Annotated in this window: 15 protein-coding genes; 8 read left to right on the forward strand and 7 right to left on the reverse strand. The window is 59.0% G+C overall.

What is annotated here, in order from left to right; genetic code table 11:
• Positions 1-3: 3 nt before the first annotated feature.
• The 3 genes from KUV22_RS11925 to KUV22_RS11935 all read right to left on the reverse strand — a co-directional run bounded on the left by KUV22_RS11925 (position 4) and on the right by KUV22_RS11935 (position 3,388).
• Positions 4-417 (reverse strand): DUF4198 domain-containing protein, encoded by a 414-nt coding sequence (locus tag KUV22_RS11925; protein ID WP_222231391.1) that lies wholly within the window; start codon positions 415-417, stop codon positions 4-6.
• Positions 418-758: 341 nt separating this feature from the next.
• Positions 759-2,984 (reverse strand): TonB-dependent receptor, encoded by a 2,226-nt coding sequence (locus KUV22_RS11930; RefSeq protein WP_222231392.1) that lies wholly within the window; start codon positions 2,982-2,984, stop codon positions 759-761.
• 113 nt (positions 2,985-3,097) lie between these two features.
• Entirely contained in the window at positions 3,098-3,388 is a 291-nt protein-coding gene (locus KUV22_RS11935) for a hypothetical protein (RefSeq protein WP_222231394.1), read from the reverse strand.
• A gap of 153 nt (positions 3,389-3,541) precedes the next feature.
• Here KUV22_RS11935 and hisB point away from each other — a divergent pair, with 153 nt between their 5' ends.
• From hisB to hisF, 4 genes are all read left to right on the forward strand, one after another.
• Positions 3,542-4,129 carry an imidazoleglycerol-phosphate dehydratase HisB gene (gene hisB / locus KUV22_RS11940; protein WP_077407486.1) on the forward strand — a complete coding sequence of 196 codons (588 nt, stop codon included), beginning with the start codon at positions 3,542-3,544 and terminating at the stop codon, positions 4,127-4,129.
• A gap of 18 nt (positions 4,130-4,147) precedes the next feature.
• Positions 4,148-4,792 (forward strand): imidazole glycerol phosphate synthase subunit HisH, encoded by a 645-nt coding sequence (gene hisH / locus KUV22_RS11945; protein WP_222231396.1) that lies wholly within the window; start codon positions 4,148-4,150, stop codon positions 4,790-4,792.
• A gap of 206 nt (positions 4,793-4,998) precedes the next feature.
• Complete coding sequence (gene hisA / locus KUV22_RS11950; protein ID WP_077407482.1) at positions 4,999-5,742, forward strand: 1-(5-phosphoribosyl)-5-[(5-phosphoribosylamino)methylideneamino]imidazole-4-carboxamide isomerase; 744 nt, start codon at positions 4,999-5,001, stop codon at positions 5,740-5,742.
• Positions 5,743-5,759: 17 nt separating this feature from the next.
• Entirely contained in the window at positions 5,760-6,530 is a 771-nt protein-coding gene (gene hisF, locus KUV22_RS11955) for an imidazole glycerol phosphate synthase subunit HisF (RefSeq protein WP_222231397.1), read from the forward strand.
• A gap of 84 nt (positions 6,531-6,614) precedes the next feature.
• Here hisF and KUV22_RS11960 read toward each other — a convergent pair whose 3' ends face one another.
• The 4 genes from KUV22_RS11960 to gpmI all read right to left on the reverse strand — a co-directional run bounded on the left by KUV22_RS11960 (position 6,615) and on the right by gpmI (position 11,446).
• Positions 6,615-6,857, reverse strand: a complete 243-nt coding sequence (locus KUV22_RS11960) for a DUF6316 family protein (RefSeq protein WP_222231399.1) — start codon at positions 6,855-6,857, stop codon at positions 6,615-6,617.
• 243 nt (positions 6,858-7,100) lie between these two features.
• Positions 7,101-8,498, reverse strand: coding sequence for a S41 family peptidase (locus KUV22_RS11965; protein ID WP_222231401.1), 1,398 nt, complete (start codon positions 8,496-8,498; stop codon positions 7,101-7,103).
• Between the two features lie 209 nt (positions 8,499-8,707).
• A complete protein-coding gene (locus KUV22_RS11970) occupies positions 8,708-9,850 on the reverse strand; it encodes a murein hydrolase activator EnvC family protein (RefSeq protein ID WP_222231403.1) in 1,143 nt (380 codons plus the stop codon).
• Positions 9,851-9,901: 51 nt separating this feature from the next.
• On the reverse strand, positions 9,902-11,446 hold the full coding sequence (gpmI, locus tag KUV22_RS11975) for a 2,3-bisphosphoglycerate-independent phosphoglycerate mutase (RefSeq protein ID WP_222231404.1): 1,545 nt from the start codon (positions 11,444-11,446) through the stop codon (positions 9,902-9,904).
• A gap of 412 nt (positions 11,447-11,858) precedes the next feature.
• On the opposite strand from gpmI, the gene KUV22_RS11980 reads away from it, so the two are divergent.
• The 4 genes from KUV22_RS11980 (at position 11,859) to KUV22_RS11995 (ending at position 13,718) form a co-directional block, all read left to right on the forward strand.
• Positions 11,859-12,269: a rhodanese-like domain-containing protein gene (locus KUV22_RS11980; protein WP_222231405.1), complete on the forward strand. Its 411-nt coding sequence runs from the start codon at positions 11,859-11,861 to the stop codon at positions 12,267-12,269.
• 44 nt (positions 12,270-12,313) lie between these two features.
• Positions 12,314-12,565, forward strand: coding sequence for a glutaredoxin 3 (gene grxC, locus KUV22_RS11985; protein WP_222231406.1), 252 nt, complete (start codon positions 12,314-12,316; stop codon positions 12,563-12,565).
• A gap of 137 nt (positions 12,566-12,702) precedes the next feature.
• Positions 12,703-13,206 carry a protein-export chaperone SecB gene (gene secB, locus KUV22_RS11990; protein WP_077407468.1) on the forward strand — a complete coding sequence of 168 codons (504 nt, stop codon included), beginning with the start codon at positions 12,703-12,705 and terminating at the stop codon, positions 13,204-13,206.
• Positions 13,207-13,271: 65 nt separating this feature from the next.
• Entirely contained in the window at positions 13,272-13,718 is a 447-nt protein-coding gene (locus tag KUV22_RS11995; protein ID WP_222231684.1) for an acyl-CoA thioesterase, read from the forward strand.
• The last annotated feature ends 18 nt before the right edge of the window (positions 13,719-13,736 follow it).

The following is a 13,736-nucleotide window of genomic DNA, read 5'->3' on the forward strand; positions in this document are numbered from 1 at the left end:
TTGTTAGCTTTCTTGTGGCAAGGTGCAGCGTGTGCCAAGAATGGACCCGAAGGCTCTCGTCGTTATGGACTCGCTGGTAAGTTCGCAGGAAAGTTTTAGGGGCTCACCACCCATTTCGCTATTGAGTTCGGTTTTGCGCTTGGCGTAATTCCAGATTTCGTATTCCTTCCCTTCATATTGCACGGTCAGAAACTGTGCCGAGACAAACTCCATCGGGAAAAACTTGAGGTAGTAATTTTCAAATTCTGCCGGAAGTGTGACCTGTCCATTACCGTCGGCGGTGAATTCATCCACATGCTCTTTACGCCATTCGATTGTGCGAGTGATTTTCGCCCCGGTTGCAGGCTTTCCATCGAAAAACAGCGAGATTTGCATCTCGGAGAAGGTGCAGGCTTTGAGTGGGTTCAGATTCGACATGGCAGCTCCGGGCCAGGGTAGGGCAAGAATGATCAGTACCACCGTGAAAATGATAATAACTTTTTGCACTGATTGTTCGTCCGTGATGTTTTGTTAGAGCGAACAATTTAAAGCGGAAAAATTTGCTTGTCGAGAGCGGGATTGAAAACGGTTTTAACTGGTACTTACGTGCGGCAAAAAACGAATTTTCCTGGCTGTGTTGCGCGGCTTGAACGTTGCAAGTGGTACGCGTTTGGTATTCGAATCTCCATAGAAAATGCCCGGCAGGTTTCCCTGCCGGGCATTTTTCATCGTGCTACGGTTGCGGCGTATGCCGCGGTCCTGAGCTGAGAACTTACAACTTAGAACTGGAAGCGTACGCCCGCTTCAACACTGCGTCCGGCTTCCGGGGCGAAGTCGCGCAGCAGAGAAGTGGACTGGCGAATCTCTTCGTCCAGCAGGTTGCGCGCGCTGGCGAACAGAACAGCGTTGTTGCCGCCGATGTTCAGGTTGTAGCGCGCGGTCAGGTCCATGCGGGTGTAGCCCTCGGTTCCCTCTTCGAAGGCACCGGCGCGTTCCTGTGCAGACGCTTTGGTGGTGCGCAGCTGCCAGTTCCACTGGTCGTAGTTGCCACCGAAGGCCAGGCCAACGCGCAGCGGCGGCATACGCGGAACTGCACGGCTGTTGTCGACGATTTCTTCGTGCTCGTGGCCTTCTTCTTCCTCTTCCTCGTGGTGCAGTTCGAGGTCGCTGGTGAAGCTGGCGCGCACGCTGTCACCGAACAGCTCTACGTAGTGACCACCGGCGAAGGGGTAGCGCACGGACGCTTCAGCACCGTAGAAGACCGCATCGCGGTTGGTGTAGCCGTAGATCGCCAGGCCTTCTTCTTCGTGTTCCTCTTCGAGGTGCACTTCGCCTTCTTCATGCCCTTCTTCGAAGAGCTCGCCGGTGTTGGCGGCGTAGATGTAATTGTTTACGCGGTTGTAGAACAGGTTGGCTTCAACCTGTAGCGCGTGCCAGCCGGAACCGCCTTCGTTGTGGTGGTGGTAACCCAGTTCCAGGTTGAAGGAGTTCTCTTTATCGAGATCTTCTTCGCCTTCCAGGTAGCGTGCTTCCGCCAGGTGCTCACCATCGGCGAACAGCTCTTCGGCCACCGGCGCGCGCTCGGCGTGGGTCAGGCCGAAGCTCAGGTGCTGGTGCTCGGCCAGGAAGTACTGCAGGGTGCCGCTCAGGCCCAGCAGGTTGAAGTCCTGAGACGCGCCTTCCTGCGGGTCGATGGTGACCTGCTCCAAGCGGCCGCCCAGATCCAGGTGCCAGTCACCCCAGGTGCGTTCCTTCATGGTGAACACGCCGATGCTCTGGGTGTTGCTCGGCTGGATAAACGCTTCGTCACCCACCGCGGCAAAGTCTTTGTCGCTCAGTTGCAGGCCGTAAGCGCCACGCCACAGGCCGCCGTTGTCGTGGGTGATTTCCACGCGGGTTTCCCAGGCTTTATTGGTGAAGCGGGTGCCTTCGACGTCTTCTTCCAGCTCAACGTGCTCGTAGTCGTTGTAACCCAGACGCACGCTCAGTTTTTCCCAGTATTCGCTGTTGAAGCGGTGCTCGCCCTTCAGGTCGTAGCGGGTTTGCTGCAGGGCGATGCGCACGGCTTCTGCGCCCTCTTCGTGTTCTTCATGCTCTTCGGCGAGCTCTTCACCTTCATGCTCTTCTTCATGGTGGTGGTGTTCGTGTGCGCCCAGCGGGATACCGTAGTTGTTGTCCAGCTGGTTTACGGAGAAGCCGACAAAACCGGTGTCGGTGATCCAGGACAGGCCGCCGCTGTAGCTGCTGGCGCGGGAATTGGTGTTGCCCACGAAGCCGTCGGTGTTGAATTCTTCCTCGTGCTCTTCATGGGTTTCGCCGGCCATTTCGTCGGCGTGCTCTTCATGTTCTTCGTGGTGCACGATGGCTTCGCCCGGGATCTGGGTGTTGCCGTTCTCGCGGTACACGCCGTCCAGGTACCAGGCCAGCTGACCTGCACCGCCGTTCAGGCGGAAGACGCCGGCGTCCTGGCTGTTGCCGCTGTCGTGGCGCAGTTCAAAAGCGCCTTCCACTGCTTCCGGTACTTCGCTGGGGATGCGGCCGTCGAGTACATTCACCACACCGCCGATGGCGCCGCTGCCGTAACGCAGGGCAGCCGGGCCGCGCAGGATTTCAATACGCTGGGCCAGCAGGGGTTCGATACTGGCGGCGTGGTCAGAAGAGGTGTTGGAGGCGTCGGATACGTCCAGGTTGTCGCTCAGCACGCGCACGCGGTTGGCGCTCTGGCCGCGAATCACCGGCAGGCCAACGCCGCTACCGAAGGAAGCATTGGCCACGCCCAGTTGGTTGGTCAGGGTCTGGCCCAGGGTGCCGGCAGCTTGCTGGCGCAGTTCTTCGCCGGTGAGGATGGAAACCGGGGCGGCGACTACATCGGCAGGCTTGGCCAGTGGGGAAACGGTGACATTCACCAGCTCCAGGTTTTCGTTCTTGTCAGTGTCGTTTTGAGCGTAGGCAGCAGAAGACAGCGCGCAGGCAACGGCCAGCGCCAGAGTGTTTACTCGGTACATTGTTTTTTATCCTGTCGAACACGGGCAGCGGCCACCCAAGAGGCGGTTGCCCGGAAAATAAGCGTTATTAGGTCGCCCGGCGGCCTGGTAACGGCGGCATGGCGACAGAGAGATCAGCTAAGAGACAGGATTGCGGGAGGCCCACGGGCGGACTGACGTTCCGGTTGGCAGTCGCGTGCTGCTGGGGCCTGCTGCTCAATGTAAAGCGGTGCGAGGTCGTCGGAAACAAAAGTGAGGTCACTACCACCGAGGGCGGGGGCGTGATTATTGGACAGGTCGCACAGCTGGTGCGCGCGATCTTCGATGTGAATATGCTCCGCCGCTACCGGTTGCGCGAGCATCAGCGCAAACAGCAGGCATAGGCTGACCCAGACGGGGGTCTTATGGCGGGGACATAGGTTCATGCCGCGTATGATATTTGATCTTTGGGGTGAATCAAGTTACATCTGAGACTATCCCCCAAATTTCGCCTCATTTGGGCGTATAATCCGCGCCATCTATCCTCTGGGGCCGGCCGAGCGGGTCATCCCCACCTCGCAACAAAGGATGTAGCCCCTATGCGCACCGCCAGCGTCAACCGCGACACTCTGGAAACCAAGATCCAGGTCAGCCTCAACCTCGACGGCAAAGGTACCGGCAAATTCAACACCGGCGTTCCATTCCTCGAGCACATGATGGACCAGATTGCCCGCCACGGCATGATCGACCTGGACATCACCTGTGACGGCGACGTGCATATCGACGACCACCACACCGTGGAAGACATCGGCATCACCATCGGCAAGGCCATCAACCAGGCCATCGGCGACAAGAAAGGCATGACCCGTTACGGCCACGCTTACGTGCCGCTGGACGAGGCCCTGAGCCGCGTCGTTATCGACTTTTCCGGCCGACCCGGCCTCACCATGAACGTGCCCTTTACCCAGAAGCGCATCGGCAACTTCGATACCGAGCTGTTCTACGAGTTCTTCCAGGGCTTCGTAAACCACGCGCTGGTGACCCTGCACATCGACTGCATCCGCGGCTTCAACGCGCACCACCAGATCGAGACCGTATTCAAGGCCTTCGGCCGCGCCCTGCGCATGGCCCTGACCCCGGACCCGCGCATGGAAGGCGCCATGCCCTCCACCAAGGGCGTGCTGTAAGCCAGGAGACTGCTCAAGATGCAAAAGATCGTCGTCCTCGACTACGGCATGGGCAACCTCCACTCCGTGGCCAGCGCCCTGCAAAAGGTCGCACCCGATGACCAGGTCGTCCTCGCCACTACACCGGAAGAAGCCGAAGGCGCTGACCGCCTGATCGTTCCCGGCGTCGGTGCCATCCGCGATTGTATGGAAGGCTTCATCCGCCCGGGCTTCGTGCCCCTGCTGAACCAGAGCATCGAATCCGGCATGCCCATTCTGGGTATCTGCGTGGGTATGCAGATCATGATGTCGCAGAGCGAAGAGAACGGCGGCGTCGACTGCCTGAGTATCTTCCCGCAACCGGTGAAATTCTTCGGCAGGGACCTGCACGAAAACGGCGAACGTTTGAAAGTCCCGCATATGGGCTGGAACCGCGTAAAGCCGACCATCGACCACCCCATGTGGGATGGCATTGAAAGCGGTAGCCGCTTCTACTTTGTGCACAGCTACTATGTGCCCGCGGAAAACAATGATGCCGTTGCCGGCCAGACCGACTACGGTGTGCCATTTGCGGCTGCGGTTACCAAGAACAATATTTTCGCTACCCAGTTCCACCCTGAAAAAAGTGCGGATGCGGGTATGCAGTTGCTGAAAAATTTCGTTGGCTGGAACGGCGTTGCCTAATGGGCCGCGACAGTTGCTAACGAAGTAAGAATCTCATCGCGAAGGCTAAGTGCCGGGGATGGATTTTCGGAAGCGTCGGCGACAGGGATGTCGCCGACGCAGCGTACAGGGACGTATTTACAGCGGTTCCGAAAATCCATCCCCGGCGCTTAGCCGCCACGGGGCCTAATAAGCATCAATGGCCCAAGCTACAGGAAGTTATACAAATGATCGTAATCCCAGCCATTGATCTGAAAGACGGCCAGTGCGTGCGCCTGCGCCAGGGCGAAATGGAAGACGCTACCGTTTTCTCCGACGACCCGGTTGCCACCGCCGAACACTGGCTCGGCCAAGGTGCCAAACGCCTACATATCGTCGACCTCAATGGTGCCTTCGCCGGCAACCCCGTTAACGGTGATGCCGTCAACGCCATCGCCCGCCAGTTCCCGCAATTCCCCATCCAGATCGGTGGCGGCATCCGCGACCTCAAAACCATCGAATGGTATCTGGAAGCCGGCGTTAGCTGGACCATCATCGGCACCGCCGCCGTAAAGAATCCCAAGCTGGTGAAAGAAGCCTGCCGCGAATTTGAAGGCCACATCATCGTCGGCCTCGACGCCAAAGACGGCCTCGTCGCCACCGAAGGCTGGGCCGAAGTCTCCGACGTGCAGGCCACCGAACTGGCCAAGCAATTCCAGGACTGCGGCGTCAGCGCCATCGTCTATACCGACATCGCCCGCGACGGCATGATGCAGGGCGTGAACCTCGAATCCACCATGGATCTCGCCCGCGCCGTGCAGATCCCCATCATCGCCTCCGGCGGTGTCAGCTGCATCGAAGACATCGAACAGCTGCTGAAAGCCGGCGACGACAAAACCGAAATCTTCGGTGCCATCACCGGCCGAGCCATCTACGAAGACAAGCTCGACCTGCGCAAAGCACAGGAACTGTGCGACAACTGGACCAAATAACTTACCGGGAACCGACCATGGGCCTCGCCAAACGCATTATCCCCTGTCTCGACGTTGACGCCGGTCGCGTCGTCAAAGGCGTTAACTTTGTCGACATCCGCGATGCCGGTGACCCGGTAGAGGTGGCACGTCGCTACAACGAAGCCGGTGCCGACGAAGTCACCTTCCTTGACATCACCGCCACCCACGAAGGCCGCGACACCACCCTGCACACCGTGGAAAAAATGGCCACGGAAGTATTTATCCCGCTGACCGTTGGTGGTGGCGTGCGCGAGCTGCAGGACATCCGCAACTTGCTAAACGCCGGCGCGGATAAAACCGCGATCAACTCCGCCGCGGTATTCAATCCAGACTTCGTGCGCGAAGCCGCCGACCGCTTCGGCAGCCAGTGCATTGTCGTAGCGATTGATGCCAAGCAGGTGGGTAATGACAAGGAGCCCAAATGGGAAATCTTTACCCACGGCGGACGCAAGCCCACCGGTATCGACGCGGTGGAGTGGGCGAAGAAAATGGACAGCTACGGCGCCGGCGAAATCCTGCTAACTAGCATGGACAGAGACGGTACCAAAAACGGCTTTGACCTGGCACTGACCCGCGCGATTTCCGATGCGGTATCGGTACCAGTGATTGCCTCTGGCGGTGTGGGTAATCTGCAGCACCTGGCCGACGGTGTATTGAAGGGCGGGGCCGACGCGGTACTGGCGGCGAGCATCTTCCACTTCGGTGAATACACCGTGGGTGAAGCCAAGGCCTTTATGCAGGACGCGGGAATTGAAATGCGACTTTAATCCGCCGCTGTCGTATTAAAAAGGGCCGCACCCGCAGGGGTGCGGCCCTTTTTTGTTTGACCGTGAAGATACGCAAAGCAGCGTTCAGAACTTTTGGTCCCGGCGCCAGCGCCGTGCACGCAGGCTGCCGAACGGGCGTACGTTGCCTGTATAGTCCTGCGCCGGGTTCAGAAATTCATCCAGCGCCTTTTCTGCTTCTTCTCTACAGCGAAAAGGCCCAAACGCCTTGCCGCCACGCACATTGAAATACCAATCGTCACCGAGTTTGTAAAAACGGTCTGAACGTACGGGAATTGGGGTGCCCTGTTCGCCACTACGATACTGCATGACTACCTCGTTACTGCTTTGCGGCTTGGAAGGCACAGGTGCAGCGCAAGTCCGCAACGGACGTCCACTGGCAGAGCCATCCAAAATAGAAAACCGGCGTTCCTGAAGTAAGTTTAGCTACTGGGTAGCTGCAGCAAATCGCAGGGGCGCCGGTTTAATTTTCAGAGCCGTTGTTTGGCAGAACTTTTCAGGTATCTACAGTTCTCTCGGGAATTTTCCTCAAGTGGTTTCTCGGGAGCCGCTCTACAGGTCTTCCGGATTAACCCGTGCAACCTTGTCCTTGGGCTCCGGCTCGGCGGTGGCCTGGTCCGCATCGCGGTTGACTGGCGCGCGGCGCACATACAGGTTCAGGCCCTTCAGCACATTTAATGCTTCGAACACCTGGTTGTCGCGACTGTACCAGTCTTCTTTCTCGGCCTTGGCTCGTTTGCGATCCTGGGAACCGCTTTCCTTGCCGCCGTTGCCGTTGCCCAGGTGGCCCGCCAGATCCGCTTCGGTCGAGCGCGAGCGCCCTTCCATGCGAGTGATCTGTACCCGTTCCACGGTAATGTCAGGCTTGATGCCCTGGGCCTGGATGGAACGGCCTTTGGGCGTGAAGTAGAGCGCCGTGGTGAGTTTGATGGCGCGGTCATCGTTGATCGGAATAACCGTTTGCACCGAGCCTTTACCAAAGCTGTCGGTACCCATCACCACCGCGCGGCGGTGATCCTGCAGCGCGCCTGCCACAATTTCCGCGGCGGAGGCGGAGCCGTCGTTGATCAGTACCACCAGCGGTGCGCCCTTGGTCACATCACCCGGGCTTGCGGAGTAACGCAGATTGGAAGCATCGTTACGGCCTTCGGTGTAGACCACCAGGCCCTCTTCCAGAAACGCATCCACTACTTCGACGGAAGACTGCAATACGCCGCCGGGATTGTTGCGCAGGTCGAGTATCAGGCCTTTCAGTTCGCCTTTTTTCTCCAGTTTTTTCATCGCGCGCATCAGGTCGCCGCCGGTATCCAGCTGGAACTGACTGATGCGCAGATAACCGTAGCCATCTTCCAGCATCTCACCGCGCACACTGTACACGCGCACCTTGTCGCGCTTGAGCGTCACATCGAATGGCTGCTTGTGGCCCTTGCGGCCGATGGTCAGGGTTACGGAAGAGCCCACCGGGCCACGCATCTGTTCCACCGCATCATCCAGGCTTACGCCGCGCATGGATTTACCCGCGAGGCGCAGGATCACGTCCCCGGCGCGCAATCCGGCGCGTTCCGCGGGCGTGTCGTCCATGGGGGTAATGATGGTGATGTAGTCATCCTCGACGCCCACCTCGATACCAAGCCCGGCGAACTCGCCGGTGGTGTTGGCCTGCAGGTCGGTGAACGAGCGGCTGTCCAGATAAGAGGAGTGGGGATCCAGTCCCTGCAGCATGCCCTTGATGGCAAATTCCAGCAGAGTGCTGTCGTCGACTTCTTTGACATAGCCGCGGCGAATCTGCTCGAACACCTTGGCAAAGCTGCGCAGGTCTTCCAGTGGTAGGCGGGATTCTGCCTCCAGCGATACGCGTTCTTCGGGGTCGCCCTGGCTGAGTCCCATCAGCGGCAGTGCGGTGAGTGCCGCCACGCCTAGAAGGCTGGTCAGCATTTTGGGGGTGAACATAATCTGCACGTCCTTGGCATTTATCGTTACTGTCTAAATCGCGGCTACTACTCGTGATGTTCCATTTGAAATTGTAGACCCGGGGTTAACCCGGGGTTTTCAACTTGGCGGCGATTCGAACTGGGGTGCGCGCGGCGGGATAAAAAGGACAGGGAAAATATGTTAGGGCGAGTGGTCGGTGGGCAGCGCAGTAAATGGAGTGTCGGAGGTTATCCCCGACACCACGCGGTAGGATCCTGGGGTTTGCCATTGCGGCGAATTTCGAAGTACAGGCCGGACTGACTGGCGCCACCGGTATTGCCTACCTTGGCAATGGTGTCACCGCGCTCTACCCACTCGCCCACCGCTCGGGTCAGTGACTGGTTTTGTCCGTACAGGCTCATATAGCCGTCGCCGTGGTCGAGGATGATCAGCATGCCCTGACCGCGCAGGTAATCGGAAAACACCACGCGTCCGCGGTGAATGGCGCGCACCGGGTTGCCCTCGTTGGCACGCAGGGTGACGCCGGTCCAGGTGATGCCGTTGGCGCGGCGCTGGCCGAAGGCGTTGGCGCGACGGCCTTTGGTTGGCCACTGCATTCGCCCGCGCTGCTTGGCGAAGGGGGTCTCATCGCTGGGGTTGATCAGGGTGGCAATGGCGCGGCCCACTTCGTCCACCAAGCGCTGCAGGCGACTGCGGTCGCTGTGCAGCTGATCCAGTTCGCCACCCTTACTGGCCAGTTGTTTGGCGAGCTTATCCAGGGTGCGCTGGCGCTTGTCTTGTGCGCTGACTAACGCGCGGCGTTTGTCTTCCAGCTGGTCGCGTTCGCGCGCAAGGGTATCGCGTTCCCGTTCGATACCGGTACTGACGGTGGAGAGTTGGTCGAGGGTGCTGACGTAGTCGTCGATCACGCGGCTGCGTTGTTGGAGAAAGTAGTCGTGGTAGCGGAGTTGGCGGGCGATGTGCTGGGGATCTTGCTGGTTGAGGAGCAGTTTGATCTGCTCCTGGCGACCGAGTCGGTAAGCGGCGGCGACTTCCTGCTCGACCCGCCGCTGCATACTTCGGCGGGATTCCTCGAGCTGTTTTTCTTCCTGTTTCAATTCCTGCAGTTTTTCACCGCGGCTCTGCATGTCGGACTTGATTTTGTCGATACGCTGCAGCAGTTCCGAGATGTCTTTCTCGTTGGCTTCCAGGTCCCTGAGCAGCTGGTCGCGCTCACCTTTCACCTGGTTGAGTTCCTGCTGCAGGGTTTCAATACGCTGCTTGATTTCCGCCAGCCGCGCCTGCTGCTCTTCGTCACTGGCCTGAGCAAAGCAGGTAGGCGCCAGGACGAAAGATAACAGTGCGGCGAAGATAATCCGGGGAAATTTCATCGTCTCTGCTTTTCTCGCATTTGGGAGTGCCCGCGCGGCGGGCATCCTCGATTAATTTACTTTGATCAGCGGCTCGCCGTTCATTTCTGCCGGCTGCGACAAGCCCATCAGCGCCAGCATGGTCGGTGCCACATCCGCCAGGCTGCCACCGTCGCGCATGGTGACGTCGCGCTCGCCCACGTACACAAACGGTACCGGCAGGGTGGAGTGCTGGGTGCTGACCTGGCCGGAGCCCGCGTCAAACATTTCCTCCACATTGCCGTGGTCGGCGGTAATCAGCACTTCGCCGCCGGCAGCCAGCGCCGCCTGGATCACGCGGTCCACACAGCCGTCCAGCGCTTCCACTGCCTGTACCGCAGCGTCGAATACACCGGTGTGGCCCACCATGTCGCCATTGGCGTAGTTGCACACGATGGCATCGAACTTGCCGCTTTCGATGGCGGATACCAGGTTGTCGGTGACTTCCGGTGCGCTCATTTCCGGCTGCAGGTCGTAGGTGGCGACATCCGGGGACTTAATCAGGATGCGCTCTTCGCCATTGTAGGGCTCTTCGCGGCCACCGCTAAAGAAGAAGGTCACATGTGCGTACTTTTCTGTCTCGGCAATGCGCAATTGGGTCTTGTTCTGGCTCTGTAGGTACTCGCCGAAGGTGTTGACCAGGTTTTCCGGCGGGAAGGCGCAGGCAGCGTCAATGGAGCTGGCGTATTCGGTGGTCATCACGAAGTCGGCCAGCTGCGGTGTGGCGGCGCGCTCGAAGCCGTCAAAGTCTGCATCGGTAAAGGCGCGGGTCAGCTGGCGCGCGCGGTCCGGGCGGAAGTTCATAAAGATCAGGGCGTCGCCATCGTTCAGCGGCGCGGGTTCACCGATCAGGGTCGGCGCGACAAACTCGTCGTTCTCATCGCGTGCGTAGGCCGCTTCCAAACCGGCCAGTGCGGATTCCGCCTGGTATTCCGCTTTGCCCTGGGTGATCAGGTCGTAAACCGGTTGCACGCGCTCCCAGCGGTTGTCGCGGTCCATGGCGAAGTAGCGGCCGGCGATACTGGCGATGCGCGCAGTGCCCAGCGCGTCGCACACCTGGCTCAGGCGTGCCAGCGGGGTTTCGGCGCTGCGCGGCGGCGTGTCGCGGCCATCGGTAAATGCGTGGATATACACCGCTTTGGCACCGCGCTGGGCGGCCAGGGTGGCCATGGCGACAATGTGGTCGTCGTGGCTGTGCACGCCGCCTTCGGAGGCCAGGCCCATAATGTGTACCGCGCCTTTGCTGGCGATGGCCTTGTCCACCGCGGCGGTGTAGGCCGGGTTCCGGAAGAAGTCGCCGTCCTGGATCGCCTTATTGATACGGGTGAAGTTCTGGTACACCACGCGGCCGGCGCCGAGGGTCATGTGGCCCACTTCCGAGTTGCCCATCTGCCCTTCCGGCAGGCCTACCGCCATTCCAGAGGTATGGATCAGGGTCTTGGGGCGGCTCGCCCAAATTTCGTCCCACACCGGACTTTTGGCCGCGGCAATGGCGTTGTGTTCGCTGTGCTCGCTGTGGCCGAAACCGTCGAGAATCAGCAGTACCAGGGGACGTTTGGGCGAAGTCTCGGAGGCCATGGGTTCGGAATTCCTGTATTGGGTTTTCTGTGGGTCAAACTCAGGTTTTGACTGGGAGATCGTACGGCGTCATTGCCGGAAACCGGTCGTTAAGCGGATGCACGGCCCGGGCCACGCCGGGAGGTGCACAACAGCAGGTGGCGGATTTTACCCTGTTGTGCGGCTCAGGTCAGTAATTGCTCAGTACCAGTTGGTCATTTTTCCGCGGTGTACCAGGGGAGCTGGTCCCAATTGGCTGAATAAGATATGGCCGTCATCGTGTATACTGCGCCACCTCTGAATTGAGTGTATGAGAGTGTCGCCAAGTGATTGCTGCCCAGCAGTTTTACCCTCGGCGGCACTAAACTGGTGGACTGCCTGGTCTGTGGTCGCACCGTATCAAAACAACGAATTGTGAATATTTGGGGGCGAAGTGGACTTTTTCGTCTTTATCAGCGAGCAATGGCTGCTGGTGAGTCTGTTGGTGGCGCTGATTTATGCGCTGGCTATCACCGAACGTATCAAAGCGGGTAAGCCCGCGTCGGCCCACGAGGCCACCTTGCTGATCAACAGCGATGGGGCCAAGGTGATCGACCTGCGCGACCGCTCCGACTTCTCGGCCGGGCACATTGTGGATGCCATCCACATTCCCCATAGCGAGATCGAGAAGCGCATCGGTGAGCTGGCACCCTATAAAGAGAAGACCCTGATTCTGGCCGACAAGATTGGCCAGCACGCAGGCCCAGTTGGCCGCCAACTGAAAAAGGCGGGCTACACCGTGCGCCGTCTGGAAGGCGGTATGTCCGAGTGGAGCAACCAGAAACTGCCGCTGGTAAAAGGCTGATCCGGCAGTCATTGGACTAAGTGACGCAAAGAGGTTTTCTGGTCGTGAAAGACGTTGTTATCTACACCACCCGTTACTGCCCTTTCTGCATCCGCGCCAAGTACCTCCTGGACAACAAGAATGTCCGTTACAAGGAGATCTCCGTGGATGGCGATCGCGCAGCGCGCGCGAAGATGACCGCCAAGGCCGGGCGCCATACGGTGCCGCAGATCTGGATCGGCGACCATCATGTGGGCGGTTGCGATGAGCTGATGGCCCTCGAGCGCAGCGGCCAGCTGGACACCCTGCTGGCTTGACGTGTGCCGCAAGGCAAAGAAATTTAAAACAGTGCCTTGAAAGGGGTTTTCGAGGCCCCCATAAGTAAGACTCATACAGGGAGTCTTCTTTCAGGGAAGGCATTTAACCAACATTATTGAGTGAACAGGCTACTAACATGGCTGAAGAACAAAACGGCGCTGCGGTAAACGGCGAAGAACAACAACAAGTACAATTCGCGATGCAGCGCATCTACCTGAAAGACCTGTCCTTCGAAACCCCGATGGGTGCAGAGATTTTCAAGAAGCAGTGGCAGCCCCAGGTGAACCAGGAGCTGAACACCAAAACTGCGAAGATCGACGAAGATCTGTATGAAGTGGCGCTGACCCTGACCATCACCGTCAAGGTTGAAGACGAAACCGCTTTCCTGGTGGAAGTGCAGCAAGCCGGCCTGTTCGGCATCAAGGGTCTGGAAGGTCAGCAGCTGGCTCAGGCGCTGAACACTGCGTGCCCGAACATCCTGTTCCCATACGCGCGTGAAGTAATCGACAACGTAGTCACCAAGGGCTCCTTCCCTGCCCTGATGCTGCCGCCGATCAACTTCGACGCTCTGTTCGCCGCCGCTCTGCAGCAGGCGCAACAGCAAGCTGCCGAACAAGGTGGTGAGAAAGCCGACGCCTAAGCGACGGTAACTCGGAAAAAGGCTCCTTCGGGAGCCTTTTTTGTATCTGGAAGGAAGCCGTGTCTATGCAGTGGGACTACCCCAACCCCTTTATCCACCGCGTGCAGGTAGCGCCGGAGCATGTGGACGGCCTGCACCACGCCAACAACGCGGAATACCTGCGCTGGTGTGAACAGGCCGGCTGGTCACACAGTGTCGAACTGGGCCTGGATGTCACAAATTACCAATCCCTCGACCGGGGAATGGCCATTCGTCACGCGGAGTACGACTATATACTGGCGTCGAGAGAGGGCGATGAGCTGCTGATCGGCACCTGGCTGACCAAGGTCGATGGCCGCCTGAATATGACGCGCAAGTTTCAGATTTATCGCGCGAATGACCAGGCGCTGATTCTGCGCGGGGTGTGGCAGCTGGTGTGTATCGAACTCTCCAGCGGCAAACCCAAGCGTATGCCGCAAACCTTCAAAGACATCTATTGCCCGGCAGTGGTGGCGGAGACCTCACACGACTAGGGCGATCGCGAAAAAACC

This window comes from Microbulbifer agarilyticus, from assembly GCF_019800665.1.
Taxonomy (GTDB): Bacteria; Pseudomonadota; Gammaproteobacteria; order Pseudomonadales; family Cellvibrionaceae; genus Microbulbifer; species Microbulbifer agarilyticus_C.